Origin of the sequence: Streptomyces sp. CB00316, assembly GCF_001905595.1 — a bacterium.
Taxonomy (GTDB): domain Bacteria; phylum Actinomycetota; class Actinomycetes; order Streptomycetales; family Streptomycetaceae; genus Streptomyces.
Map to the genome: position 1 here is coordinate 125,930 of NZ_LIXI01000011.1, position 26,026 is coordinate 151,955.

Annotated in this window: 23 protein-coding genes; 9 read left to right on the top strand and 14 right to left on the bottom strand. The window is 73.0% G+C overall.

Translation table 11 applies throughout. The features are described from left to right. Positions 1-338: 338 nt before the first annotated feature. Together mycP and AMK21_RS27520 are read right to left on the bottom strand one after the other, a co-directional pair. Complete coding sequence (gene mycP, locus AMK21_RS27515) at positions 339-1,523, bottom strand: type VII secretion-associated serine protease mycosin (RefSeq protein ID WP_073881885.1); 1,185 nt, start codon at positions 1,521-1,523, stop codon at positions 339-341. After that, positions 1,520-2,389 carry a hypothetical protein gene (locus AMK21_RS27520; protein WP_073882106.1) on the bottom strand — a complete coding sequence of 290 codons (870 nt, stop codon included), beginning with the start codon at positions 2,387-2,389 and terminating at the stop codon, positions 1,520-1,522. The genes mycP and AMK21_RS27520 overlap by 4 nt, the downstream gene beginning before the upstream one ends. 484 nt (positions 2,390-2,873) lie before the next feature. Here AMK21_RS27520 and AMK21_RS27525 point away from each other — a divergent pair, with 484 nt between their 5' ends. Next, on the top strand, positions 2,874-4,076 hold the full coding sequence (locus tag AMK21_RS27525; protein ID WP_073881886.1) for an amino acid deaminase/aldolase: 1,203 nt from the start codon (positions 2,874-2,876) through the stop codon (positions 4,074-4,076). A 17-nt stretch (positions 4,077-4,093) separates the two neighbouring features. Here the strand turns inward: AMK21_RS27525 and AMK21_RS27530 are convergent, their stop codons facing one another. Next, positions 4,094-5,047 carry a DUF2510 domain-containing protein gene (locus tag AMK21_RS27530; RefSeq protein WP_073881887.1) on the bottom strand — a complete coding sequence of 318 codons (954 nt, stop codon included), beginning with the start codon at positions 5,045-5,047 and terminating at the stop codon, positions 4,094-4,096. A gap of 20 nt (positions 5,048-5,067) precedes the next feature. Continuing rightward, positions 5,068-6,036, bottom strand: coding sequence for a LysR family transcriptional regulator (locus AMK21_RS27535; RefSeq protein WP_073881888.1), 969 nt, complete (start codon positions 6,034-6,036; stop codon positions 5,068-5,070). Between the two features lie 71 nt (positions 6,037-6,107). Between AMK21_RS27535 and AMK21_RS27540 the strand changes: the two genes are divergently transcribed. Continuing rightward, positions 6,108-7,289 carry a TDT family transporter gene (locus AMK21_RS27540; RefSeq protein WP_073881889.1) on the top strand — a complete coding sequence of 394 codons (1,182 nt, stop codon included), beginning with the start codon at positions 6,108-6,110 and terminating at the stop codon, positions 7,287-7,289. On the opposite strand, the gene AMK21_RS27545 is transcribed toward AMK21_RS27540, so the two are convergent. The 4 genes from AMK21_RS27545 to AMK21_RS27560 form a co-directional block, all read right to left on the bottom strand. After that, on the bottom strand, positions 7,228-7,938 hold the full coding sequence (locus tag AMK21_RS27545) for a helical backbone metal receptor (protein ID WP_073881890.1): 711 nt from the start codon (positions 7,936-7,938) through the stop codon (positions 7,228-7,230). The genes AMK21_RS27540 and AMK21_RS27545 overlap by 62 nt on opposite strands. A 15-nt stretch (positions 7,939-7,953) precedes the next feature. Then, a complete protein-coding gene (locus tag AMK21_RS27550) occupies positions 7,954-8,499 on the bottom strand; it encodes a helix-turn-helix domain-containing protein (protein WP_015607480.1) in 546 nt (181 codons plus the stop codon). 161 nt (positions 8,500-8,660) lie between these two features. After that, complete coding sequence (locus AMK21_RS27555) at positions 8,661-11,288, bottom strand: ABC transporter permease/substrate binding protein (RefSeq protein ID WP_073881891.1); 2,628 nt, start codon at positions 11,286-11,288, stop codon at positions 8,661-8,663. Continuing rightward, complete coding sequence (locus AMK21_RS27560; RefSeq protein WP_073881892.1) at positions 11,281-12,372, bottom strand: quaternary amine ABC transporter ATP-binding protein; 1,092 nt, start codon at positions 12,370-12,372, stop codon at positions 11,281-11,283. Before AMK21_RS27560 ends, AMK21_RS27555 begins: the two co-directional genes overlap by 8 nt. A gap of 320 nt (positions 12,373-12,692) precedes the next feature. On the opposite strand from AMK21_RS27560, the gene AMK21_RS27565 reads away from it, so the two are divergent. Next, positions 12,693-13,601, top strand: coding sequence for a 5'-3' exonuclease (locus AMK21_RS27565; protein ID WP_079181270.1), 909 nt, complete (start codon positions 12,693-12,695; stop codon positions 13,599-13,601). A gap of 126 nt (positions 13,602-13,727) precedes the next feature. Continuing rightward, a complete protein-coding gene (locus AMK21_RS27570) occupies positions 13,728-14,579 on the top strand; it encodes a siderophore-interacting protein (protein WP_073881894.1) in 852 nt (283 codons plus the stop codon). 104 nt (positions 14,580-14,683) lie between these two features. Here AMK21_RS27570 and AMK21_RS27575 read toward each other — a convergent pair whose 3' ends face one another. Then, positions 14,684-15,340 carry a MerR family transcriptional regulator gene (locus AMK21_RS27575; RefSeq protein WP_073881895.1) on the bottom strand — a complete coding sequence of 219 codons (657 nt, stop codon included), beginning with the start codon at positions 15,338-15,340 and terminating at the stop codon, positions 14,684-14,686. 168 nt (positions 15,341-15,508) lie between these two features. Here AMK21_RS27575 and AMK21_RS27580 point away from each other — a divergent pair, with 168 nt between their 5' ends. The 5 genes from AMK21_RS27580 to AMK21_RS27600 all read left to right on the top strand — a co-directional run bounded on the left by AMK21_RS27580 (position 15,509) and on the right by AMK21_RS27600 (position 19,739). Then, a complete protein-coding gene (locus AMK21_RS27580; protein ID WP_073882107.1) occupies positions 15,509-16,438 on the top strand; it encodes a hypothetical protein in 930 nt (309 codons plus the stop codon). Further along, on the top strand, positions 16,435-16,878 hold the full coding sequence (locus tag AMK21_RS27585) for an ABA4-like family protein (protein WP_073881896.1): 444 nt from the start codon (positions 16,435-16,437) through the stop codon (positions 16,876-16,878). Before AMK21_RS27580 ends, AMK21_RS27585 begins: the two co-directional genes overlap by 4 nt. A gap of 105 nt (positions 16,879-16,983) precedes the next feature. Continuing rightward, on the top strand, positions 16,984-17,592 hold the full coding sequence (locus AMK21_RS27590; protein ID WP_199863299.1) for a sigma-70 family RNA polymerase sigma factor: 609 nt from the start codon (positions 16,984-16,986) through the stop codon (positions 17,590-17,592). Then, positions 17,589-18,341: an anti-sigma factor gene (locus AMK21_RS27595; protein ID WP_073881898.1), complete on the top strand. Its 753-nt coding sequence runs from the start codon at positions 17,589-17,591 to the stop codon at positions 18,339-18,341. Before AMK21_RS27590 ends, AMK21_RS27595 begins: the two co-directional genes overlap by 4 nt. Before the next feature lie 42 nt (positions 18,342-18,383). Further along, complete coding sequence (locus tag AMK21_RS27600) at positions 18,384-19,739, top strand: cryptochrome/photolyase family protein (protein ID WP_073881899.1); 1,356 nt, start codon at positions 18,384-18,386, stop codon at positions 19,737-19,739. A gap of 40 nt (positions 19,740-19,779) precedes the next feature. Here the strand turns inward: AMK21_RS27600 and AMK21_RS27605 are convergent, their stop codons facing one another. Genes AMK21_RS27605 through AMK21_RS27625 form a run of 5 tightly spaced genes read right to left on the bottom strand, consistent with a single transcriptional unit; the run spans position 19,780 to position 25,316 of the window. Beyond that, entirely contained in the window at positions 19,780-20,583 is an 804-nt protein-coding gene (locus AMK21_RS27605) for a DUF1295 domain-containing protein (protein WP_073881900.1), read from the bottom strand. Next, positions 20,580-21,929: an SAM-dependent methyltransferase gene (locus AMK21_RS27610; protein ID WP_073881901.1), complete on the bottom strand. Its 1,350-nt coding sequence runs from the start codon at positions 21,927-21,929 to the stop codon at positions 20,580-20,582. Before AMK21_RS27610 ends, AMK21_RS27605 begins: the two co-directional genes overlap by 4 nt. Next, positions 21,926-23,314, bottom strand: a complete 1,389-nt coding sequence (locus AMK21_RS27615) for an SAM-dependent methyltransferase (RefSeq protein WP_073881902.1) — start codon at positions 23,312-23,314, stop codon at positions 21,926-21,928. Before AMK21_RS27615 ends, AMK21_RS27610 begins: the two co-directional genes overlap by 4 nt. After that, positions 23,311-24,048: a DUF1365 domain-containing protein gene (locus tag AMK21_RS27620; protein ID WP_073881903.1), complete on the bottom strand. Its 738-nt coding sequence runs from the start codon at positions 24,046-24,048 to the stop codon at positions 23,311-23,313. Before AMK21_RS27620 ends, AMK21_RS27615 begins: the two co-directional genes overlap by 4 nt. Further along, entirely contained in the window at positions 24,042-25,316 is a 1,275-nt protein-coding gene (locus tag AMK21_RS27625; RefSeq protein ID WP_073881904.1) for an NAD(P)/FAD-dependent oxidoreductase, read from the bottom strand. Before AMK21_RS27625 ends, AMK21_RS27620 begins: the two co-directional genes overlap by 7 nt. Between the last annotated feature and the right edge of the window lie 710 nt (positions 25,317-26,026).

The window sequence follows — 26,026 nt, forward strand, 5'->3', positions numbered from 1 at the left end:
AGCGTAGTGCCTGGGGGGCGGGGCCTCCGCCGCAGGGGCGGGGCCCAGGCGTGGTCGGCAGGCGAGGCTCGGGCGCCGCCACCTCGCCCTGCCGTCGCCAGGAGGGCGCGGCCCTCGTCGCGGGCGTGCGTGAAGGGGTCGGGGAAGACGTTCAGGCCGTGGGCGACCAACGCGCCCTCGTGGGGCAGCATGAGCGTCGGGGCCAGGCCCTCGGCGCCGTGTGTGGAGTACCTCGCCCCCGACCGCGCTCGGCCTGGCCCTGGGCCTCGCGGCGGTCGTCGTCGTGCGGCGCGGTGAGCGGCCGTAGGGCGGCGGGCGCGAGGGGCCGCGCGGTCCGGTCAGCGATGGCCCGGCGCGTTCCGGCCGCGCCACAGGACGACGGCCGCTGCCAGCAGGGCCGCGCCCAGACCGCCCGCGAGCGGGGCCGCCCAGTTGACCGGGGTGTCGTCGGCGGGGGGCGGGGTCGGGCCGGGGCCGAAGAACTTCTTGCCGTGGCCCGCCGTGGCGGTCTGGGCGCTCAGCTCCCCGGGGCGCAGCCGGGAGCCCGCCTCGATGGCCTCCGCCGGGTCGACGATGCCGTAGCCCCGGGCGTCGTCGCGGCCCTCGGCGGGGGCGTCGCGGGCGGTGTCGGCGAGGAGCTTCTTGATCTGGGCGGGGTCGAGGCCGGGGTGGGCCGCGCGGACCAGGGCGACGGCACCGGAGACGAACGCGGCGGCCGCCGACGTGCCCCACTCGATGTAGTAGTGGCCGTCCGGGTTGGCGACGACGATGTCCACGCCGGGCGCGCTGACGGTGGCGTACCAGCGGCGGGTGGAGAAGGAGGCGTGAGTGCCGTACTCGTCGACGGCGGCGACCGCGATCACGCCGGGGTAGGCGGCCGGGTAGGAGATCCGGTCCCCCTTCTCGCCGCCGTTGCCCGCCGAGGCGACCACGGAGATGCCCTTGGACAGGGCGTACTGGATGGCGGAGTCCTCGCCCGGGTCCGGGTGGGCGGACTCGCTGTCGTCGCCCAGGGAGAGGTTGATGACGTCGGCGCCGTTGTCGGCGGCCCAGCGGATGCCCTGGGCCAGCGCGGTGCCACGGGTCTTGCGGGCCTTGGCGCGGGCCGGGTCCTTGGACTCCAGGATCACCCGCACGGGCAGGATCTTGACCTCGGGGGCGATGCCGAGGATGCCGTCGGCGCGGCCGGGGCCGTTGCCGCGGCCGGCGATGATCCCGGCCATCGCGGTGCCGTGGAGGGCCCAGGAGGGGTCGCCCTTGGTGGCGCCGAAGCCGACGAGGTCCTCGCCGGGGAGCACCTGGCCCGCGAGGTCGGGGTGGGTGCCGTCGACCCCGGTGTCCAGGACCGCGACGGTGACCCCCTCGCCCTGGGTGGTCTGCCAGGCGCGGTCGGTGTGCATGGCCGCCAGGGCCCACTGCTGGTCGCGGATGGCGTCCGCCTGGGCGGGGAGTGCGGGGGCGAGCGCGAGGACGGCGGCGGCGCAGACCGCGGCGAGGACGCGGTGGGGTCGTCGTCGGGTCATGCGGGCGGCTCCACAAGATCGGTTACGGTCCTGCGCAGCCCTCGCTCCACCCGGTCCGCGATGCCCTTCGCCTCGTGGCCGAGGCCGGCCTGGGCGACGTCCGAGGTGGCGGGCGTCCGGGTCGCCGCCTCGGCGGGCTGCGGCTCGGCGACGGTACGCGCGTCGGCGAAGCCGGACACGGCGAAGACGACGACCGGGATCTCGGTCAGCGGCCGGACGATCCAGCTGGCCCGCTGCCGGTCGCCGAAGCCGGCGGCGACGGTGCCCTCGGGGGCGTACGTACGCGGCATCAGGTCCTTGCGTGCGGCGAGCTTCTGCTCGGTGAACCGGGTGCTCAGGGACTGCATCCCGGCGGCGTCGGCCTCGGTGACGACCATGCCGACGGTGGTGACGGCGGAGCGGGTCGAGTCGGTGTAGGTGGCCCGCACCATCCGCTCGCAGCCGACGGACCGGAGGGTGGTGCGCAGCAGCGGGTCGAGCCCCTTGGAGCAGTCGCTGTCGGCGGCGACGGCGAGCCGGGTCCAGGTGCGGTTCGTACCGCCGGGCCCGGCCCCGGTGCCCTTGAGGGTGCGCGGGAAGAGCGTGTCGACGGGGACGCTGTGCCAGACGGTACGGCCTTCGGTGTACGGGGTCCGGGTGGGTTCGGCGGAGGAGTCGCCGGTGAGCCAGGCCCCGGTGGCCGCGCCGCCGATCAGCCCGAGCCCGAGGACCACGCAGGCCGCGGCCACGGGGGCCCTCCACCGCTGCCGGGGCGGGACCGGGCGGAGCCGGGTGGTGGTCTCCACGGGCGTCTCGGGGTAGCCGTAGCGGGCCGGTACGCGGTACGCGCCCGGGGGCGGCGGGACGGCTCCCGGTGCCGGGGTCATGTCGACGGCCCCCACGGGCCTGCGCTTCTGGATGGTGAAGGCGGGAGGCGGCCCGGCCCCGGGGTGCGTGGGGCACGGGGCGGGCGCGGGTGCCGACGAGGCGGTGGGGGGTGCTGTGTTCGGCGGTACGGGGGTGGTGGGCGGTGTCTGCGGGGGGCGCGGGGCCGGCGGGGTGGGTGAGGCGCCCGACGTCTGCGGGGCGCCCGCGCCGCGAGGGGCCTGCGCAGGTGGAGGGACCGCCGGGGCCGGTGGTGTCGTCGGGCGGGGCGGCACGGGAGCGCGCTGCGCTTCGGTACTCATCCGGCCCCCTGGTTCACGTCCCCGTACCGACCACGGATCACCGCCACCGTCAGGCGCGTTGGTGCTCGCGTGCCCGTCACTCTACGGGCTGCGGGCGCACGGCGGGGAACGGGACGCCCGGCCTCGGCGGATCTGCCCCGAACGTCCCCTACCCAGGGGTAGCGCTCTCTGGCAAGCTGCGGCCATGACTGCCCGCGCCGCTGACCGGACCCGGTACAACCGGGCCACCGCCCATCTCGACGCCCCGATCGCGATCGTCGATCTGGACGCCTTCGACGACAACGCCGACGATCTGGTGGCCCGGGCGGGCGGGAAGCCGGTCCGGGTCGCGAGCAAGTCCGTGCGGTGCCGGGCCCTGCTGGAGCGGGTGCTCGCGCGCCCCGGGTTCGCCGGGATCATGTCGTACACGCTGGCGGAGTCGTTGTGGCTGGCGCGCGCCGGGTTCGAGGACGTGCTGCTGGCCTATCCGTCGGCCGACCGGAGCGCCTTCGCCGAGCTGGCCGCCGATCCCAAGCTGGCCGCCGCGGTGACGGTGATGGTGGACGACCACTCCCAGCTGGAGCTGATCGACGCCTCCCGGGCCGGCGGCCAGGAGGAGATCCGGGTCTGCCTGGAGCTCGACACCTCGCTCCAGCTGCTGGGCGGCCGGATCAGGATCGGGGCGCTCCGTTCGCCGCTGCGCTCCCCCGCGCAACTCGCCGAGCTGGCCCGCTCGGTGGCGCGCAGGCCGGGCTTCCGGCTGGCGGGGCTGATGGCGTACGAGGGTCATGTCGCCGGGGTCGGCGACTCGTTGGCGGGGCGGCCGCTGCGGTCCCGGGCGATCCGGCTGATGCAGGCGACCGCCCGTAGGGAGCTGGCGGCCCGCCGGGCCGAGGTGGTCCGGGCGGTCCGCGCGGTCGCCCCCGACCTGGAGTTCGTCAACGGCGGCGGCACCGGCAGCGTGCAGCACACGGCGGCCGAGGCCGCGGTGACGGAGATCGCGGCGGGTTCGGGGCTGTACGTGCCGCGCCTCTTCGACAACTACACGTCGTTCACCGCCCGCCCGGCGGCCCTGTTCGCCCAGCCCGTGGTGCGCCGGCCGGGCGTGGGCGTGGTGACGGTCCTCGGCGGCGGCTACCCGGCCTCCGGCGCGGCCGGGGCGGACCGCTCCCCGGTTCCGTACCTCCCGGAAGGGCTGCGCTACGACCCGCAGGAAGGCGCGGGCGAGGTCCAGACGCCGCTGTTGGGCTCCCCCGCCGACGACCTGCTGATCGGTGACAAGGTCTGGTTCCGGCACGCCAAGGCCGGTGAGCTGTGCGAGCGCTTCGACGCGCTCCAGCTGATCGAGGGCGATCGGATCACGGCGACCGTTCCGACGTACCGGGGCGAGGGGAAGACCTTCCTCTGAACCTGGGCTGAGAGTGCTCAGGGGCCGATCGACGCTCCCACGCCACCGCTCGTCGCGCCGTCCCCGATCGGGCGGATCGACCTCGTGATCGTGTCCATCAGGGAGACCGGCAGCTCCGGCCGGTCCGCGTCGAAGGCGAGCCGGACGATCACCGGGGTCTCGCTGCCCACGGTCGACGGGAAGGCCACGGACTGCACCACCCCGCCGGGGCCCTTCGCGGTGACGACCCGCCAGCGCACCAGGTACCCGGTGCGTCCGGCGACCGCCACCGGCTCCGCCTTGAGCACCTGGTGGGAAGTGATGCCGCCGTGGATGCGCCGGCCGAGGATGTCCTCCTCGTAGGCCCGGTCGGCGGCGGCGGTGATGTCGGCTGCGGCGATCGCCCTGGGGTCGGTCCGGCCGGCCCGGGCGGTGCGGGTGGAGACGGTGCCCCGGTAGCAGAAGGACGCGGAGGTGCCGGGGCAGTCGTAGGAGACGGCGGTACGGATGGTGGGGGCGTCGTCGGAGGTGTTTTTCGCCTTCTCCCAGCCGTCGGGCACCACCAGCGTGATCCCGTTGAGCTGGTCGACGAGTACGCGGGGGTCGCCGCCCGGGCTGTCTTCCGGGGTGGGCGCCGTGGAGGTGGCGGGTGCGGTGGGGGGCGGGTCGGAGGCGGTCGGGCCCGGAGCCGCTCGCGTACCGCTGTCGTCGGGGCCCAGCAGGATGGCGGCGGTGACGGCCGCGCCCAGGACCGGCAGGCCCGAGAGGGTGATCGCCAGGGCTCGCGTTCGGCTGCCGCCCCGGGGAGGCGGGGGTGTGGTCGGCGGCCCGAACGCCTGGGGAGCGTACGGCGGGTGCGACGGTTCGTACGGTGCAAAGTGCGCGGCGGCGGACGGGCGGGTGTGCGCGGTCCAGGCCGTGCCGTCCCACCAGCGGTCGGTACCGGATGTCCCCGCGTCCGGGTACCAGCCGGGCGGCGTCGCGAAGCTCATGGAGCCACCCTAGGCGGCCTTCACAGCGTGTTCGAAGCGGTTGCGGGCCCGGAGGTGTCCGTGGACCGCCCGGTGCGGGAGAGCAGGTCGCGGGCCGGTCCGGTGGGGCGGTGGCCCGCCGGCCAGACGGCCCGCAGCTGGCGGCGCAGCCGTACGCCCGCGACCGGGATCCCGACCAGGCGGCGGGACGACAGCTCCTCGCCGAGGGCCAGTTCGCTCAGGACACAGGGTCCGGCGCCGCTCTCCGCCGCGCCCTTCACGGCGGTCGTCGACGAGAGCTCCAGCAGCGGCTGGGCGAGGCCGCCGTGGACGGTGAGGGCCGCGTCCAGGACCTGCCGGGTGCCGGAGCCGCGCTCGCGCAGGATCAGCGGGGTGGTGGCCAGTTCGTCGGGGAGCAGCGGGGTGCGGCGGCGGGCCCACGGGTGGCTGGGGGCGACCACGACGACGAGGCGGTCGTGGGCGATGACGGTGGCGTCCAGGCCCTCCGGTATCGACAGGCCCTCCACGAAGCCCAGGTCGGCCTCGCCGGTGATCAGGCGCCGGGCGACGTCCGCCGAGTTGCCGACGAGGAGCGAGACGGCGGTGTCGGGGCGCTCGGCGCGCAGAGCGATCAGCCAGCCCGGCAGCAGGTACTCGGCGATCGTCATGCTGGCCGCGACCCGCAGCCGGGAGTCCCGCCGGTCGCGCAGCGCCTGCGCCCCCGCGTCGAACGCCTCGGCGGCCTCCACCACCCGGCGCGCCCAGTCGGTGACGAGCGCGCCCGCGTCGGTGAGCCGGGAGCCGCGCGGGGAACGGTCGAGCAGGGCGACGCCGAGCTGCCGTTCCATGGAGCGGATGCGGCTGGAGGCGGCGGGCTGGGTGATGCCGACGTCCTTGGCGGCCCGCCCGAGGCTGCCGTGGCGGGCGACGGCGAGCAGCAGCTCCAGCGCTCCGAGGTCGGGGACCCGGTGGGAGAGGGGGGCGCGGGGGGCTTGGTCGTCGCTGGGCATAAAGCCAGCTTATGACCTCATAGGAGCGGAGTCCCTGGTGGACGGAGCCGGCCCGCGCGAAGAATCGTGGCATGGCCATCTTTCCGCGGACCCGGACCACCGATCTCCTCCCCCGCCCGGCAGCCGGGTGGACGGACACGCGGCCGGTCGTACGGCGGCTGCCGTCCCTGCGGCACATCGGCCCGAACTGGTACGCCAGCGTCATGGGCACCGCGATCGTCGCGAGCGCCGGGGTGGCGCTCCCGGTGGACGTGCCCGGTCTGCGGGGCGCGTGCACGGTGGTGTGGGCGCTGTCGGCCGTCCTCCTCGCGGTCGTCCTCGCCGCCCGGACCGGCCACTGGCTCCACCACCGCGACCAGGCCCGCGCCCATCTCCTGGACCCGGCCGTCGCCCCCTTCTACGGGTGCCTGGCCATGGCGCTGCTCGCCGTCGGCGGGGCCACGCTGACGGTGGGCGCGGACGTCATCGGCGTACGGGCCGCGCTCGCCGTGGACGTGGTGCTGTTCGCCGCGGGGACGGCGATCGGCCTGGTGGCCGCCGCGGTGGTGCCGTACCTGATGGTCGTACGCCACCGTCCGGCGCCCGGGACCGCGTCGCCGGTCTGGTTGCTGCCGCTGGTCGCGCCGATGGTCTCGGCCTCGCAGGGCGCGCTGCTGGTGGCCCATGTGCCGGCCGGGCAGGGGCGGGAGGCGCTGTTGCTGGCCTGCTACGCGATGTTCGGGCTCTCCCTGCTGGCCACGCTGGTGGTGCTGCCGCTCGTCTTCGCCCGGCTCGTCCACCACGGGCCGCCGCCGCTCGCGTCGACCCCGACGCTCTTCCTGGTGCTGGGGCCGCTGGGCCAGTCGACGACCGCCGTCAACCAGCTGGCCGACGCGGCTCCGGGTGCGGTGGCGGGGCCCTACGCCTCGGCGTTCGGTGCGTTCGCGGTGCTCTACGGGGTGCCGGTCATGGGCTTCGCGCTGCTGTGGCTGGCGCTGGCTGCGGCGATGGTCCTCAGGGCGACGCGTGAGGGTATGGGTTTCGCGATGACCTGGTGGGCGTTCACGTTCCCCGTCGGTACGTGTGTGACGGGGGCGGCCGGACTGGCCCGGCACACCGGTCTGGACGCCCTGACCTGGCTGGCCGTGGCGCTCTACGTGTTCCTGGTGGTGGCGTGGGCGGTGGCGGGGGTCCGGACCGTAGGCGGGGTGGTCAGCGGAGCGCTGACGGCAGCTCCTGCGCCGCCTGGAGCAGCGACGGCCCGTACCAGGTGAGCAGGCGGCCGTTGACGAGGGCGGCGGGCAGGCCGGGGAAGGCCTCGGGCCCGTCGTCGGCGGTGAAGCGGTAGGGCTCGTCCGGCAGTACGACCAGCTCGGCGCCGGAGGCGTTCAGCTCGTCGACCGGGATGCGCGGGTAGCGCTCGACGTGGTCCGCGTACACGTTGCGCACGCCGAGGCGGGCCAGCAGGTCACCGGCGAAGGTGTCGCGGCCGAGGACCATCCAGGGACGGCGCCAGATCGGTACGACGGCGGGGCGCGGGCTCGCGGCGGGGGCGGGGAGCGTGGCCCAGGCTTCCTCGGCCTCGACGAGCCAGCGGGGGCGGGTCAGGCCGCATCCGGTGGTGAGGACCCGGTCCAGCTCGGTGAAGGCCTCGTCCAGGGTGCGGATCTCGGTGACCAGGACGTCGAGCCCGGCCTCCCGGAGTGCGGCGAGGTCGGGGGCGCGGTTCTCCTCCTCGTTGGCGATGACGAGATCGGGCGCGAGGTCGGTGATCGCGGCCACGTCCGGGTTCTTCGTGCCGCCGATCCGGACGGCGGTGAAACCTTCGGGGTGCGTGCACCAGTCGGTGACGCCGACGAGCAGCCCGGGGGCGGTGACGGCGACCGCCTCGGTGAGGGAGGGGACCAGGGAGACGACACGCACCAGCGCTCCCGGCCCTCAGCGGCGCGAGTCGTACGTCGCGTCGATGTGCTCCGCGACCGCGACGAGCAGCAGTCGGGTGCCGGGCCGGGTGGCCCGCCAGCGGTGCCGTACGCCGCCGGAGAGGAACAGGGTGTCGCCGCGCTCCAGCCGGTACGCCTGGCCCTCGGCCTCGACCTCGGCGGCACCCTCGACGACGTACATCAGTTCGTCGTTGCGGTGCTGGAACTCGCGGCCGAGGTCCTGCTCGCCGGTGAACTCCAGGGCGCTGAGCTGGTGACGGCCGCGCACGACGCGGCGTACGCCGTCGCCCTCCTCACCCCGTACGACATCGACCGCGCGTGCCGAGTCGGCGGCGGCCCGCAGCCGCGAGGTGGTGGTCTCCAGGGCCTCGGCGACCCGGTCGAGGGAGCGGGCGCTGGGGCGGGCGCGCTCGTTCTCGATCTGGCTGAGGAAGGGCACGGAGAGGCCGCTGCGCTCGGCGACCACAGCCAGCGTGAGGCCCAGGGTGCGGCGCCGACGGCGGACCGCGGCACCCACCCGCGGGGTGTCCTTGTCGTCCATGTCCGGGCTCCCTCCCACCTCAGCCATCCTCCCGGCTGCCAGCACCTTACGCACATGGTTGCGCGAGACGTCCGGTAATCGGCCCCCGGACAGCCGGAAGGGGTGGGCCCCGCCCGACGGCGGTACCCACCCCTCACCTGCGATTTTCTGCCCGGCAGCCCTTACTGGGGTGCCATGGTGTCCGCGATGTCCGGATTCTCGCCCATCCAGGCCTTCACGGCTTCCTCCTCGTGACCCGCGCCGCGCTTCTGGATCTCGTTCTCCAGGCCGCCGAGCTGCTTCTCGTCCAGCTCGAAGTCCTTGAACCACTTGGTCAGCTGCGGGTACTGCTTCGGGAACTCCTTGGAGGCGATGGTGTGCAGCCGGTCGCCGTCACCGAACACCTTCTTCGGGTCCTTCAGCTTGGTCATGCCGTACTCGTTGTACGCCCAGTGCGGGGTCCAGAGCAGGACGGCGATGGGCTCCTTCTTGGCGTACGCGCGCTTCAGCTCGGCGAGCATGCCGGGCGTGGAGGAGTCCAGGACCTTGTACTCCTTGTCCAGGCCGTACTGCGGCAGGACGTTCGTCTTGAGGTTCTCCATGGTGGCGGTGCCGGGCTCGATGCCGACGATCCGGCCCTTGAAGTCCGAGCCCTTGCCCTTGAGGTCGTCGAGGGTCTTGACGTCCTTGACGTAGTCGGGGACCGCGACCTCGATGGAGGTCGGCCCGTACCAGGAGCCGAGGTTGGTCAGCTTGTCGCCGTACTTGTCCCAGTAGTTCTTCTGCGTGTACGGCAGCCAGCCGTCGAACTGCACGTCGATCTGGCCGCGCGACATGGCGGCGTACATCGGACCGACCTCGAACTGCTTGAGGTTGATCTTGTAGCCGCGCTCCTCCAGGACCGCCTTCCACAGGTACGTGGCGGCGATGTCCTCCTCCCAGGGGAACCAGGCGACCTCCAGGGCGCGGTCGCGCTCGTCCTTGCCCCCGGGGGCGGCCTTGGCGTCCTCCGGGGCGGGGGACCACTTGTCGGCGACGCCCGGGTTGGCCTTCAGCCAGGTGCGGACGGCCTCCTGCTCCTTGCCGGAGCCGCTCTTCTGGATCTCGGCCTCAAGGCTGGTGAGCTGCTTCTCGCTCATCTTGAAGTCCTTGAGCCACTTGGCGACCACGGGGTTCTCGGCGGAGAAGCCCTTGCGCGCCAGGGTGTGGACGCCGTCGCCCTCGCCCCAGAGCTTCTTGGGGTCCTTGAGCTTGGTGAGGTCGTACTCGTTGTACGCCCAGTGCGGCGACCAGAGCGGAACGACGATCGGTTCCTTCTTGGCGTACGCGCGCTTCAACTCGGCCAGCATGGACGGCGTGGAGCCGTCGATGAGCTTGTACTCCTTGTCCAGGCCGTAGCCCGGCAGGAGCTTGTCCTTGAGCAGGCCCATCTCACCGGCGCTCGGCTCGATGCCGACGATCCGGCCCTTGAACTCAGCGGAGCGGCCCTTCAGGTCGTCCATCGACCGGACGTCCTTCATGTACGCGGGGACCGCGAGCTCCAGCGAGGTGGGGGCGTACCAGGCACCCATGTCCTCCAGGCGGTCCTGGTACCTCTTCCAGTAGCTGGCGTGGGTGGTGGGGAGCCAGGAGTCGGTCTGGAAGTCGATCTGGCCGTTGGCCATGCCGGTGTAGAGCGCGCCGGCCTCGTACTGCTTGACGTCGACCTCGTAGCCGCGCTGCTCCAGCATCTCCTTCCAGAGGAAGGTGGAGGCGATGCCCTCGTCCCACGGGATGTAGCCGATGGAGATCTTCTTGCCGTCGCCGACCTTGGCGTCCGCGCCGGAGGCGGTGTTCTTGGCGGAGCCGCCGAAGATGCCCATGCCGCCCGCGACGAGCGCGAGGGCCACGATGCCGGCGACCGCGACGACGGGCTGCGGGCGGTAGGCCCAGATCCTCCAGCCCTCGACGGAGGCCTGGGCCTTGGCGGCGGCGCGGCGGCCCAGCGGGGAGACCTCGCGGCCGAGCGCGCCGGTCATCCGGTCGAGGTACATGGCGAGGATGACGATGGAGATGCCCGCCTCGAAGCCGAGCCCGACGTCGATGTTGCCGATGGCGCGGTAGACGGAGCCACCGAGGCCGCCGCCGCCGACCATGCCCGCGATGACGACCATGGACAGGCCCAGCATGATGACCTGGTTGATGCCCGCCATGATCGTGGGCAGCGCCAGCGGCAGCTGGATTCGCAGCAGGGTGTTGCGCGAGGTGGTGCCGAAGGCCTCGGCCGCCTCGACGAGTTCGCCGTCGACCTGGCGGATGCCGAGCTCGGTCATCCGGACGCCCGGAGGCAGCGCGAAGATGATGGTGGCGATGATGCCGGGGACCACGCCGACGCCGAAGAAGATGACGCCGGGGATCAGGTAGACCATGGCGGGCATGGTCTGCATGAAGTCCAGGACCGGCCGGATCACCGCGCTGACGGATCTGGACCGGGAGGCCCAGATGCCCAGCGGTACGGCGATGAGCAGCGTGACCAGGGTCGCGACGAGCACCAGGGTGAGGGTGTCCATCGCCTCGGCCCACAGCTCGACGGAGTCGATGAGGGCGAACCCGACGAAGGCCAGCAACCCGGCCGGCAGACCGCGCAGCCACCAGGCGATGATCGCGACGATGCCGGCGAAGAGGAGCGGGTGTGGGGCGGAGAGCACGGCGGCTATGCCGTCGAACATGCCGGCGACGATGGAGCTGATCGCGTCGAAGAGCCAGGCGAGGTGGGTCTGGAGCCAGTCGACGGCGGAGTCGACCCATTCGCCGAGAGGGAGCCTAAACACTGGCCACCTTCCTCGCGGCATCGTTGTCGGAGAGCGTCTTGTGCGGTGCCGCGGAGTCCTTGAGCGCCTCGGTGGGCGTCATCGGGTCGCCGAGCACGGCGAGCAGCCGGGAGCTGGGGACGACGCCGACGAGCTTGCCCTTGGCGTCGGTGACGGCCACCGGGTCCGCACTCTGCGAGCAGGGGGTGAACAGCTCGATGATCGGCGTGGACTCCGCGACCGTGGCGGGGGCCGCCGCGAGGACGTCCTGGGGGGTGCGCAGTTCCTTGCCGTCGGTCGTGGTGGAGCCCATGACGGTGTGCGGCTCGGCCATGATGGCGCCCGCGGTGAGCACCCGGGAGCGGTCGACGTCCTGGGTGAAGGAGGCGACGTAGTCGTTGGCCGGGGTGACGAGGATGTCCTCGGCGGTACCGAGCTGGACGATCCTCCCGTCGCGCATCACGGCGATCCGGTCGCCCAGGCGCATGGCCTCGTTGAGGTCGTGGGTGATGAAGACGATGGTCTTCTTCAGCCGCTTCTGGAGCTCCAGGAGCTGGTCCTGCATGTCGCGCCGGATCAGCGGGTCGAGCGCGCTGAAGGACTCGTCCATGAGAAGCAGGTCGGCGTCGGTGGCCAGGGCGCGGGCGAGGCCGACGCGCTGCTGCATACCGCCGGAGAGCTCGTCGGGCCAGGAGTTCTCCCAGCCGGCGAGGCCGGTCAGCTCCAGCGCCTCGGTGGCACGCCTGATCCGCTCGGAACGGGGTACACCCTGGACCTCCAGGCCGTACGCCGCGTTGTCCAGGACGCTCCGGTGAGGGAAGAGCGCGAAGTGCTGGAAGACCATGCTGATCTTGGAGGAGCGCACATGACGCAGCTCGCGGGGGCTCAGGGCGGTGAGGTCCTGGTCGTCGAAGAGCACGCGTCCGGCGGTGGGTTCGAGCAGCCCGTTGAGCATCCGGAGCAGCGTGGACTTGCCCGAGCCGGACAGGCCCATCACGACGAAGATCTGGCCCGGCTCCACCGTGAAGGAGGCGTCGATCACCGCTGCGGTCGCTCCGTCGGCGCGGAGCTCGTCGCGGTCGGTGCCGCTCTGGAGCTTTCGCACGGCTTGATCGGGTCGTCGGCCGAACACTTTGTACAAGTTCTCGGCTTGCAGCCTGGACACATACACCTCACGGGTTGAACTGAAAAACGGTCTGCCACCCCCGCCGGCAGACCGAGGAGCGGTGCGGGTTCGGTCCGCATGGCACGTACACAAGGTGAAAAGGCGACGTGGTCCGCTCCGGTGGCGCGTCTGCCCGTGCTTACACAGCCCAAACGCAACAGTGATCCAGGTCACGGCATGGGCGGTTTCCGGTCACCGGGAGCCATCGACGGCGACTGTCAGTGGTGTGGTGCATCATCGGTTCCGTGACGCGACGCCTGATGCTCCTCGACACCGCCTCCCTCTACTTCCGCGCCTATTTCGGCGTCCCCGACTCGGTGCGCGCACCGGACGGGACCCCGGTCAACGCCGCGCGCGGCCTCCTCGACTTCATCGCCCGCCTGGTGCAGGACCACCGGCCGGACGAGCTGGTCGCCTGCTGGGACAACGACTGGCGCCCGCAGTGGCGGGTGGACCTGATCCCCACGTACAAGGCACACCGGGTGGCCGTCGAGACGCCCGCGGGGCGGACCGACGAGGAGGAGATCCCCGACACGCTCTCCCCGCAGGTCCCGATCATCGAGGACGTGCTGGCCGCGCTCGGGATCGCCCGCGTCGGCGTCACGCCGTACGAGGCGGACGACGTGATCGGCACGCTCACCGCCCGGGCGACCGGGCCCGTGGACATCGTGACCGGCGACCGCGACCTCTATCAGCTGGTCGACGACGCCCGGCAGGTGCGGGTGCTCTATCCCCTCAAGGGGGTCGGCACGCTCCAGATGACCGACGAGGCGTGGCTCCGCGAGAAGTACGGGGTGGACGGCGCGGGCTATGTGGACCTGGCCCTCCTCCGCGGCGACCCGAGCGACGGGCTCCCGGGCGTGCCCGGCATCGGCGAGAAGACGGCGGCGAAGCTGCTGGACGCGTACGGGAACCTGGCCGGGATCATGGCGGCGGTGGACGACCCGAAGGCGAAGCTCACCCCCTCGCAGCGCAAGCGGCTGGACGAGGCTCGGGAGTACGTGGCGGTGGCACCGAAGGTCGTGCGGGTGGCCCAGGACGTGCCGCTGCCCGATTTCGACCCGGCACTGCCGCGCGAGCCTCGCGACCCGGCCGCGCTGGAAGCGCTTGCCGACCAGTGGGGGCTGGGCGGGGCGCTTCGGCGGCTCCTCACCACACTCCAGGCCTGAGGTGTTAACTTAGGCATACCTAAGTCATCGGGGCCGGAGGTGTCCGGCCCCGGGCGCCGATACGTACGCCGCACGCACCCGTCCACCGACGAGCGCGCCTGTACGTCGAAACCCAGGGAGCACCTCGTGGCAGAGCGGCCGGCCCGGCAAGGACCCAAGGCCCATGGGGCGCAGGTCGTGCGCACCGAGCGGATCGCCCCGCACATGGTGCGCGTGGTCCTCGGCGGCGAGGGGCTCGCCGAATTCTCCCTGGACGGCTTCACCGACCACTACGTCAAGCTGTGCTTCGCGCCCGAGGGCGCCGACTACGCGCACCCGTTCGACATCGCGGCCATCCGCGAGAGCCACCCGCGCGAGCTGTGGCCCACGACCCGTACGTACACGATCCGCTCGTGGGACCCGGTCGCCCGGGAGATGGCCGTCGACTTCGTCGTCCATGGCGACGAGGGCCTCGCGGGACCGTGGGCGCAGCGCGCCCGGGCCGGCGAGCAGGTCACCGTCCTCGGCCCCGGCGGCGGTTACACACCGCAGGCCTCGGCCGACTGGCACCTCCTGGTCGGCGACGAGAGCGCCCTCCCGGCGATCGCCGCGTCGCTGGAGCAGATGCCGGTGGGCGCCCTGGTGCACGCGTTCGTCGAGGTGCCGGACGCCTCCGAGGAGCAGAAGATCGTGACGCCCGACGGGGTGGCCGTGACCTGGCTGCACCGCGCCGACCGGCCGGTCGGCGAGCTGCTGACCGCAGCGGTGAAGGGGCTGGACTTCCCCGAGGGCGAGGTCCAGGCGTTCGTACACGGGGAGGCGGGCTTCGTGAAGGAGATCCGCCGCTATCTACGCGTGGAGCGGCAGATTCCGCTCGCCCAGCTGTCGATCTCCGGCTACTGGCGCCTCGGCCAGAACGACGACGCCTGGCGCGCGGTCAAGCGCGAGTGGAACGAGCAGGTGGAGCGAGAGCAGGAGGGGCCGGCGGCGGCCGCGTAGGCCCCCTCGCACCCGGGAAGTAACCGGACCCCGTCCGCCGTCCTCGGCGGGCGGGGTCCGCGCGCACCCGGGGCTGCCCCACCCGTCGGGGGCGCGGCACGACATCAGGCTTCCGCAGCACCCCCGTCGGTCTCCCGCGACTCGTAGCGCCGGACCGAGACGTCCTCGTGGGCCAGCCTGCGCAGGGCACCGAACATCGCCTCCCCCAGGACCGTCCCCACCACCACGCTCTCCGCCAGCTCCTCACGGGACACCAGGCGCTGCACGTAGTCGAGGTCGGCGCGGGCGACGGACTCGGCCGCGTCGGCGTAGACCTCCAGCAGGTCGGCGAATCCGCCGTGCCCGACCCGGCGCAGAGCGGCGATCACTCCGGCCAGCGACTCGGCCGCCGTGGCCCCCTCCTCGATCTGCCAGCCGCGTCGCACCAGCAGCTCGGCCACATCCTCCCGGGCCCGTTCCAGCTCCGGCCCGGCCTCGCCCTCGCCGAGCGGAGGGACACCCTCCGACGCTCGGCCCAGCACCTCTATCACCGGCTGTCCGGGGTCGTCCGCGGCCGCCAGGACCTCACCGATGGCCGCGAGCGAGAGGCCGCCCACCTCCAGCAGGACCCGGATCAGGCGCAGCCGCCGTTCGTGTTCGGGGCCGTAGTCCGCCTGGTTGGGGCTCGTCAGCTCCCCAGCGGGCAGAAGCCGTTCCCGTACATAGAACTTGATCGTCGGTACCGGAACCCCGGATCTACGGCTCAACTCGCCGATGCGCACCGCGTGTCCGCCTTTCCACCCTTGCCAGATCAGACCGCCATCATAGATAGTGACCTTATGGATAGCGGTAAGCGCCACTATCTATATGTCGGTTCAGGACAACCTCACAGGCGGTCCCTCATGTCGTGGCGTTCCTGGCATCGCCCGTTGGTCGTCTCCTCCGCCGCGATGGCCCTCGGAGCACTCGTCTGTGCCGTCGGCCTCGTGGTCGACGACCGGGTCCTGGTGGGCGCCCCGATCTGGGCGAAGCCGTTCAAGTTCTCCGTCTCCTTCAGCGCCTACAGCCTGACCCTGGCCTGGATGCTCGCGCAGACGACCTGGGGGCGCCGGACCGGCTGGTGGGCGGGGAACGTCGTCGTCCTCACGAGCGTCCTCGAGATGGTGATCATCACCGGTCAGGTCATCCGCGGGAAGCGCAGCCACTTCAACGCCGAGACCGCGTTCGACGCGAACCTGTACACGGTGATGGGACTCACCGTCGTCGTCCTGTGGGCGGCCACCCTCGTCATCGCCGTCCTGCTGCTGCGCAACCGGCTGGCCGACCGGGCGACGGCCTGGGCGATCCGGGGCGGTGCGCTGATCGCCCTGGCGGGCGCGGCCGTCGGCTTCCCGATGTCGCAGCCGACCGCGGAGCAGCGGGCCGCCGGGAACCTGGACTCCGCCGACGTGATCGGCGCCCACTCCGTCGGCGTACCGGACGGCGGACCCGCGATGCCGCTGACCGGCTGGTCCACGACCGGCGGCGACCTGAGGATCCCGCACTTCCTGGGCATGCACGCGCTCCAGCTGATCCCGCTGTTCCTGATTGCGCTGGTGCTGCTCGCACCCCGGTTCGCCCGGCTGCGCGATGCCGGGGTGCGGCTGCGTCTCGTACGGGTTGTGACCGTCGGGTACGCGGGGCTCGTCGCGCTGACCACCTGGCAGGCGCTGCGGGGGCAGCCCTTCATCCACCCGGACTCCGCGACCCTCACAGCCGCCGGGGTGCTTCTGGCGGCGGTGGCGGCCGGGGTGTGGGCGGCGCTGCGCACCGTCCCCGAACCCGTATCCGTACGCACAGAGACCGAACCGGCCTCCGACAGCAAGGAGTTCACGGCATGACCGGCACCCTCTTCGAGATCACGTTCTATCTGGCGGCACCGTTCTGGCTGCTGATGATCTTCGCCCCCACCTGGTCCGTCACCATGCGGGTAGCCTCCTCACCCCTGACGGTCCTGCCGCTTCTCGCCGTCTACACCGTCCTGGCCGTTCAGGTCTTCCCGGAGCTCTGGACGGCGGTGAGCAGCCCGGACATCGACACCCTACGGGAGCTGACGGCGTTGGCCGAAGGCGCAGGAGCCCTGTGGGCGCAGGTGATCGCCTGGGATCTGCTGGTCGGCCAGTGGGTGTTCCTCCAGAGCCGGAAGCTCGGCTTCTCCCCGTGGCTGATGGGCCCGCTGCTCGTGCTGACGGTCCTGCTCTCGCCGTTCGGGCTGCTCCTCTTCCTCGCACTGCGCGCCACCCGGCGGGGCGCGGACCGGCCGCAGGAGCAGCACGGCTGAAACGCGCCGCTGCGTCGTACGGTCGGGCGGGGACCGGTTCTGGAAAGATCGCGGGCATCGGACCAATCCGGACGGCAGTCGGCTCCGAATCAATTCTTGGAACCGATGACGTCCCGGGAGGAAACCCGCGTGAACCAAGCCGTACAGATCAGCGGGGTGCCCTCGCCAGAGCCTGACCTGCAGGAACTCATGGTGCTGGTCGCGCGGGGGGACCAGGACGCGTTCGCCAGGGTGTACGACGCGGTCTCCGGGCCCGTGCTCGGCCTCGTACGCGGTGTCCTGCGCGACCCGGCCCAGTCGGAGGAGGTCGCCCAGGAGGTCCTGGTCGAGGTGTGGCGGACCGCCCCCCGCTTCCAGGCCTCCCGGGGCAGCGCCATGAACTGGGTGCTGACCCTCGCCCACCACCGGGCCGTCGACCGGGTCCGCTCGGCGGAGGCGTCGGCGGCGCGGGAGCACAGGGCGGCGCTCCTGGACCGCACGCCCGCCTTCGACGAGGTCTCCGAACAGGTGGAGACGCGGTTGGAGAGAGAGCAGGTACGCCGCTGTCTGCGGACCCTGTCCGAACTCCAGCGGCAGTCCGTCACCCTGGCCTACTACCGGGGCCTGACCTACCGTGAGGTGGCGGAACTCCTCACCGTGCCGCTGGGCACCATCAAGACACGACTCCGCGACGGCCTCATCCGGCTGCGCGACTGCCTGGGGGTGAGCGCATGAACACGGCCGAACTGCACACGCTGACCGGGGCCTATGCACTGCATGCGCTGCCGGAGGACGAGCGCCGCGAGTTCGAGCGGCACCTGGACGACTGCGAGGCCTGCACCCAGGAGGTGCGGGAGCTCTCGGCCACGGCCGCCCGGCTCGGTCTCGCCGTCGCCGAGAGTCCCCCGCGCGAGCTGCGCGAGAGGGTCCTGCGGGAGATCACGACCGTACGCCAGGAGGTGCCGTCGCACGGCAGACCGGGGCGTACGGGCGGCGGTGGCCGCACCGGCCGCTGGTCCACCTACGCGCTGGCCGCCTGCATCGCGGCGGCGGCCGCCTTCGGCGGAGTGGCGGTGTGGCAGAACCAGGTGGCGCAGGACGCCCGCCAGGAGGCGAACCAGGCCCAGCGGCAGAACGAGCAGCTGGCCCAGGTACTCTCCGCGCCGGACGCGAAGACCAGCTCGGGCGAGCTGACCGGCGGCGCTCGCGGCACCGTCGTCGTCTCGGAGCAGGAGAACCGGGCGGTGTTCCTGGCCTCGGGGATGGAGCGGCCTCCGAGCGGCAAGGTGTACCAGCTCTGGTTCAACGACGAGGGCACCATGCGTTCGGCCGGTCTGATGGACCCCTCGGCGAGCGATGACGCGGTGCTGCTGGACGGGCCCGTGGACCGGGCGTCGGGGATGGGCATCACGGTCGAACCGGCGGGCGGATCGGCCGAACCGACCTCCGACCCGGTGGCCCTGATGGACTTCCCGACCGCCTGACCTCCCTCCCCTCTGCCCTCGTCCGCAAGGAGCTTGCGTTCCATGAACGTCGCGGTGGTGCTGTTCACCTCCGATCTGCGTCTGCACGACAACCCGGTGCTGCGTTCCGCCCTGCGGGACGCGGACCGGGTCGTCCCGCTCTTCGTCCGGGACGACGCCGTCCACCGGGCCGGGTTCGACGCCCCCAACCGGCTCGCGTTCCTCGCCGACTGCCTGGCGGACCTGGACGCCGGACTACGGAAACGGGGCGGCCGGCTCATCGTCCGTGCGGGCGCGGTGGCGAAGGAGGTGCGCCGGCTGGTCGAGGAGACCGGGGCGGGGGCGGTGCACATGGCCGCCGGGGTGAGCGGGTACGCGGCACGGCGTGAGGAGCAGTTGCGTACCGCCCTGGCGGACAGCGGCTGCGAGCTGCGCATCCATGACGCGGTGGTCACCGCGCTCGCTCCGGGCCGGGTGGTCCCGGCGGGCAAGGACCACTTCGCGGTGTTCACCCCGTACTTCCGCCGTTGGGAGGCGGCGGGGGTGCGGGGCACGCTGACCGCACCCCGCACGCTCCGGCTGCCGGACGGTGAGCTCTCCTCCGACCCGCTCCCCGCGCGGAACGACGTCAAGGAGGTCTCCCCCGCCCTGGCCGACGGGGGCGAGGGGGCGGGCCGCAAGCTGGTGACGTCCTGGCTCGACGGCGACATGGGCGACTACGCCGACGGCCACGACGACCTCGCCGGGGACGCCACCTCCCGGCTCTCCCCGCACCTCCACTTCGGTACGGTCTCCGCCGCCGAACTGGCCACCCGGGCCCAGGAGAAGGGCGGACCGGGCGGCGAGGCGTTCGTCCGGCAGCTCGCCTGGCGCGACTTCCACCACCAGGTGCTGGCGGCCCGCCACGACGCCTCCTGGTCCGACTACCGGCCGCGCCGGGACCGCTGGCGCTCCGACGAGGACGAGATCACCGCCTGGAAGACCGGGCGGACCGGGTATCCCGTGGTGGACGCTGCGATGCGGCAGCTGGCGCACGAGGGGTGGATGCACAACCGGGGGCGGCTGCTCGCCGCGAGCTTCCTCACCAAGACGCTGTACGTGGACTGGCGGGTGGGCGCCCGGCACTTCCTGGAGCTGCTGGTCGACGGCGACATCGCGAACAACCAGCTCAACTGGCAGTGGGTCGCGGGCACGGGCACGGACACCCGGCCCAACCGGGTGCTCAACCCGGTGGCCCAGGCCAAGCGCTACGACCCGCGCGGCGATTACGTACGCCGGTGGGTGCCGGAGCTGGCGGGGGTGGAAGGGGCCGCGGTCCACGAGCCGTGGAAGGTGAAGGAGCGGCTCGACTATCCGGAGCCGGTGGTGGACCTGGGCGAGGCGCGGGCACGGTTCGAGAGGGCGCGCGGGCTGGACTGAGGGCCTGTACGCCTGAGCGCGTACAGGCCCTCCACACATTTCACCCGCGCCGAGGGGGCCGGGGGAAGAACCCGCTCGTCCGGGCCTGGTAGTCGGCGTACCCGGCGCGTTCGGCCATATGGCGCTCCAGCAGGGCCGCCCCGCTCCCCTTGGTCAGCAGGAACGTCATCACCAGCGGGGCCACGACCGTCGCGGCGGCGGCAGCGGGCGCCTGGCAGACGAAGAGGAACAGCCCCCACCAGACGAGGAAGTCACCGAAGTAGTTCGGGTGCCGGGTCCACGACCACAGGCCCCGGTCCATGATCTTCCCCTGGTTGGCGGTGTCGGCCTTGAACCGGGCGAGCTGGTGGTCCCCGATCGCCTCGAAGGCGAGCCCGACCGCCCACAGCACCGCACCCGCCCAGGCCCACCACACCAGAGGCCCGGTCAGATACTGCGCGGCCTGCACCGGCAGCGAGACCAGCCAGACCAGCGCGCCCTGGAGGAGGTAGACCTTGCGCAGGGCGTGGAGCTTCGGGTTGCCGGGGGCCTTGGCCAGCATCTTCTCGTAGCGCGGGTCCTCCCCGTGGCCGCGCCCGCGCCGCCCGATGTGGACGGCGAGCCGCAGCCCCCAGACCACGGTCAGTACGGTCACCAGGAGCCGCCGCCCGTCGTCGCCCTCCCCGGCCGAGAGGCCGTACGAGACGAGGGCGACGGCGGCGAAGCCGAGGCCCCAGGCGACGTCGACGATGCGGTGGACGCCCTTCTTCAGGGCGACGGCGAAGGTGACCAGCATGACGGCGAGGGCGGCGCCGGCCGCGCCCGCGAGCCCGCTCGCGAACGCGGCCCAGGCGAAGCCGCTCACCGGTCCGCTCCGTACCAGCCGGCCCGGGTGGACTCCATCGCCGCCTTACCGTTCCGGTCGGGTCGTACGCACAGGATCTGGTCGACGCCCATGCGCCGCTCCTCGAACGCGAGGGCGCCGCCGACGAGATAGAGCCGCCAGACGCGCGCGGTCTCCTCCCCCACCAGCGCCGTGAACTCCCTCCAGCGCTCCTCCAGCGTCCGCCGCCAGGCATACACGGTCAGGACGTAGTGCTCGCGCAGGGCCTCCACATCCCGCACCTCGAGACCCGCTCCCTCCAGCAGCCCGACGGTCTCCCCGACCGGCCGCATGTGCATGTCCGGGGCGATGTACGACTCGATGAACGCGCCGCCGCCCGGGGCGTTGGCGCCCCGCGACATCTGCTGGACGAGCACCCGGCCCTGCGGGCGCAGGGAGTCGTGCAGGATCCGGGTGAAGGCGGGGTACTCGGCGTCCCCGACGTGCTCGCCCATCTCGATGGTGGAGACGGCGTCGTACGCCCCCCGGGTCTGCGGCCGCTCGGCGATGTCGCGGTAGTCGATGTTGAGGACCTCGACGAGCTCCTCCAGACCACGTGCCGTCACCTGCCCCCGTACGTACGCGGCCTGTTCGGCGGCGAGCGTGACGGCGGTGACCCGGACGCCGTGGTGCTGGGCCGCGTGGAGGGTCAGGGAGCCCCAGCCGCAGCCGATGTCCAACAGGCGTGCGCCGGGCCGCAGTCCGAGCTTGCGGCAGATCAGCTCCAGCTTGTCGCGCTGGGCGTCGGCGGGGCCGTAGCCGGGAGCGTCGCTGGTCCAGTAGCCGCAGGAGTACGCCATGGTCTCGTCGAGGAGCAGCGCGTAGAAGGCGTTGGACAGGTCGTAGTGGTGGCTGATCGCCGCCCGGTCCCGGGCCGGGCTGTGCAGCGCCCCGCGCAGCCCGGCCCTGGCTGCCGGGACCGGCGGGCGGGGTCCTACGGCGCCGAGGCGCAGGGCGGTGCCCGCGGCTCTGAGACGGTCGGAGAGGGAGGGCGCGGGCGGGGTGAGGCCGCGTTCGTCCATCGCGCGGCGCATGGCGCGCAGCCCCTCGCCGAGGTCTTCGTCGAGGTCGATCTCCCCGGTGATGTACGCCTCCGCCAGGCCGAGTTCACCCGGCTCCCAGAGCAGGCGGCGCAGGGCGCGGCGGGAGCGCACATGGACCGTGGGGGTGTTCTCGGGGCCGGCCTCGCTGCCGTCCCACATCCGTACCCGGACCGGCAGTCCGCCGCCGAGCAGCCGCTCGGCCAGGGGTTCAAGCCGCTGTGCGGCGCCGGTGGGGGTGCGGCGGACGGGGGGCTTCGCGGGGGGCCTGGTGGCGGTGCTGGTCACGGGGACTCCTGGTGGGTCGGGCCGCCGGCCGGTACCCCGCCGGTCCGGTCGGCGGGGTCACGTGTCAGCAGCAGTTGCTGCACATCGAGGTAGCCGGAGCGGAAGCCGGCCTCCGAGTAGGCCAGGTAGAAGGTCCACATACGGCGGAACACGGCGTCGAAGCCGAGGGCGTCGACCTCGGCGGAGCGTTCGGTGAACCGTTCGCGCCAGAGGCGGAGCGTCTCGGCGTAGTGCGCGCCGTACCCCGTGCGCCGGGCGGTCCGCAGGCGGGTGTGCTCGGTGGTGACCCGTTCGATCGCCTCGGTGGAGGGCAGCAGCCCGCCCGGGAAGATGTACTTGTGGATCCAGGTGTACGTGGACCGGCTGGCGCGCAGCCGGTCGTCCGGCATGGTGATGGCCTGGAGGGCGACCCGGCCGCCGGGGGCGAGCAGCCGGTCCAGGGTCTGGAAGTAGACGGGCCAGAACTCCTCGCCGACCGCCTCGATCATCTCGACGCTGACGATGGCGTCGTACTCGCCGGTGACCTGCCGGTAGTCGCGGAGCCGGACCTCGACCCGATCCTCGGAGCCGGCCTCGCGGATGCGCGTACGGGCCAGCTCGCGCTGTTCGGCGGAGAGGGTGACGGTGGTGACGCGGGCGCCACGGGCGGCGGCCCGGATGGCGAGTTCGCCCCAGCCGGTGCCGATCTCCAGGAGCCGGGTCCCCTCGCGGACCCCGGCGGCGTCCAGCAGCCGGTCGATCTTGCGGTGCTGGGCGGCGGGCAGCAGGGACTGCTCGGCGGGGAAGCCGCGGAAGACGGCGGAGGAGTAGGAGAGCGTCTCGTCCAGGAAGAGCGCGAAGAGGTCGTTGGAGAGGTCGTAGTGGTGGCTGACGTTCTCCCGCGAACCCTCGGGGGTGTTGAGCTGCGCCGCCGGCTTGCGCGACGCCCAGAGGGAGCGCAGCCGTTGGAGGGGGGCGGGGACGAGCTCGGCGGCGTTGTCGGCGAGGACGGTGAGGACGGCGACCAGGTCGGGGGCGTCCCACTCACCGGCCATGTAGGACTCGCCGAAGCCGATGAGCCCGCTCGCGCCGATCCGCCCGAAGAAGGCGTCGGGGTCGCGGATGTCCATGAGCGGCCCGCCGAGGCCGATGTCCTCCACACCCGCGAGCCGGGCGCGCAGGGGGAGCTTCGCGAGCGCGCGGCGGACGATGCGTTCCGCGACGGCGGTCCTGGCGCGGGAGGCGCGGGGCCGGGTGACGATGTCGGGCCAGCGCTCGGGGTCGGTGGCGGGGGGCCGCTGGTCCGCCCGGTCGGCCGGTCCGTAGTCGTGGCCCCTCTGCGCGGGGACGGGTGCTGCCGGGTCGGAGGTCGGGTCTGCCGGCAGCTGGTGGGTGGGCGCGGTCACTGCATGCCTTCCTGTGGGCGGTGCTGGGGACGGGGCTGCACGGGGAGGCCGCGCAGGTAGAGCCGGATGCCGTGCAGCCGGATGGCGAGGGAGACGGCGACGGTGGAGAAGGGGTGGCGCAGGGCGAGACGGGCCAGCGCCCGGGAGGTGGCCCGGCGGCGGGTGCCCCGTACGGTCGCGGTGAACGGGCGGCCGTCGTCACGCTCCAGATGGACGCTCAGGTCCAGCCGGTCGCCGGGCTCGGGCAGCCGCATCCGGTACCCGCCGTCGACGGGGAAGAACGGCGAGACGTAGAACTCCTTGCCGGTCGTGGCCCGGTGCTCGCCGTCCGGGTGCAGCAGATAGCCATGCCGTTCGCCGTAGGTGTTGTGCACCTCGGCCACGACGCAGAGCGGGGAGCCGTCGGCGCGGCGGCACCAGTAGACGGTGAGCGGGTTGAAGACATGGCCGAGGACCCGGGCCTGGGTGAGCATGGCGACGGTGCCGTCGGCGAGGTCCACACCACGGGCTTCCAGGAACCGGCTCAGCCCGGCCCGGATGGTGGGCGCGGTCCCGCCGAAGTGGTCCCGCGCCTCGAACCGGGCCAGCGGCCGCAGGGCGCGCGGCAGCCGGGGCGGGGCGTCCGGGTCGATGAGCCACAGGTAGGTCCGGTGCCGCAGCGCGTACCTGCGGGGCCGGGTCCGTACATGCGTCACGGTGCACGGGTACAGGGCACCTCCGGAGCCGCTCACCATTCCACCCCCAGCGCCGCGGCGGCCTCGGCCCCCGAACGGCAGCCGTCCTCGTGGAAGCCCCAGCCGTGGTACGCCCCCGCGTAGGCGGTGACGGGCCCGGAGAGAGCGGGCAGCCGGGCCTGGGCCGCGACGGATTCCGGGGTGTAGACGGGGTGTTCGTAGACCATGCGGGCCCGTACGGAATCGGGGTCGACGCGGTCGGAGCCGTTCAGCGTGACGACGAAGGTCTCGGGCGCGTCGAGCCGCTGGAGCCGGTTCATGTCGTAGCTGACGGTGACCCGGTCGGCGTCGGCGGCGCAGGAGGGCATCAGGTAGTTCCAGGAGGCCCTGGCGCCCCGGCTGCGGGGCAGCAGCGTGGTGTCGGTGTGCAGGAGCGTCGGGTTGCGGGAGTAGGTGAAGGCGCCGAGCGTGGCGCGTTCGGCGCCGGTCGGGTCGGCCAGCAGCCGGAGCGCCTGGTCGGGGTGGGTGGCGATGACGACGGCGTCGTACGGCGTGGTCGTACCGTCCTCGGTGGTGAGGTCGATGCCCTCCGCGTGGCGGGTGATGGTGCGGACCGGGGTCGCGGTGTGGACGGCGGTGAGCTGCTTGACCACGCGCTCCACGTACGCGCGCGAGCCGCCGGTGACGGTCCGCCAGACCGGGGAGCCGCCGATGGTGAGCATGCCGTGATGGGCCAGGAAGGCGAAGAGATAGCGGGCCGGGTAGCGCAGGGCGGTGACCGGGTCGCAGGACCAGACGGCGGAGACCATGGGGGTGAGGAAGTGGGCGTGGAAGTACGGGGAGAAGCGGCCGCGCCGGGCGAACTCCCCGAGCGTCATGTCGGTGGCCGGGCTCTCCGGCAGCTCCAGCAGCGCGCGGGCGGCACGGTGGAAACGGGTCACCTCGGCGAGCATCCGCAGGTAAGGGCCGCGGAAGACCGAGCGGGGCCGGGCGAAGAGTCCGGCGGGCCCGCGGGCGCCCGCGTACTCCAGGCCGCACCCTTCGCACCGTACGGACATCGACATCTCCGACTCCTGGGTGGCGACGCCCAGTTCGTCGAAGAGCCGCAACAGGTGGGGGTAGGTCCGCCGGTTGTGCACGATGAAGCCCGAGTCGACGCGGTGCACCCGGCCGTCGGACGCCGCCAGCTCGTGCGTGTGGGCGTGGCCGCCGACGCGGTCGTCCGCCTCGTACAGCGTGACGTCGTGCGCCCTGCGCAGGACATGGGCGGCGGTCAGTCCCGCCACTCCGCTCCCCACCACGGCTGTCCGCCGCCGCTCCCCTGCCATCCCCGGCTCCCTCCGGTCCTCCTGCGCTGTTCGGAGCAGTACGGAGACGCTCCTCGGACTGCATTCGTCGCAAGTGGCCGGAAGGATTGGTCGATGATCGGAACTAATTCGATCGAGTGAATGCCCCCGCCGGACCAATCCGCTGGGGGCCCCGCGCCGAATCCCTTACGTGAGAGCAGATCGGAACACTCCGCGGACGGACGGGGCCCTCGGGTCCCGGCGGTCCCGCCCGGCGCGCGCCACGTTCGCCGCGCCCGGCGGCCGGACCACCGGGCCCGGTGCCCGGTGCGCCGCCCCCTCGCCCTCCGCGCCCCACGTGCACCGGCCGGCGCCGGTCACCGCGGCGGGCGGGGCGGGCCGGCGACCCACCCCGTCGGCGGATCCGGTCTGCGGTGCGGTCGGCGGCGGCGCCGTCCGGACGGCCGGGGAGCCGTTCGTGCGGTGCGCCGCCACCGGTCGGGGGCGCCGGACCGGCCGCAGGAGCGAGGCGGCTCCTGGTCGGACGACCGGCTCCGGCACCGGGTCCGTCTCCCGCGGCTGGGAGGCGGACCACGGAACGGTCCACGGAACGGACCGTGGAACAGACCACGGAACGGACCGTGGACCGGACCGTGGAACGCCGGAAGCCAACCAGCACCCCCCGTTGCCGCCACCACTTCCCCTCGCCCTCCCCACCCCCCGCCCCTGAGCAACGTTCATCTCCCTCCCCC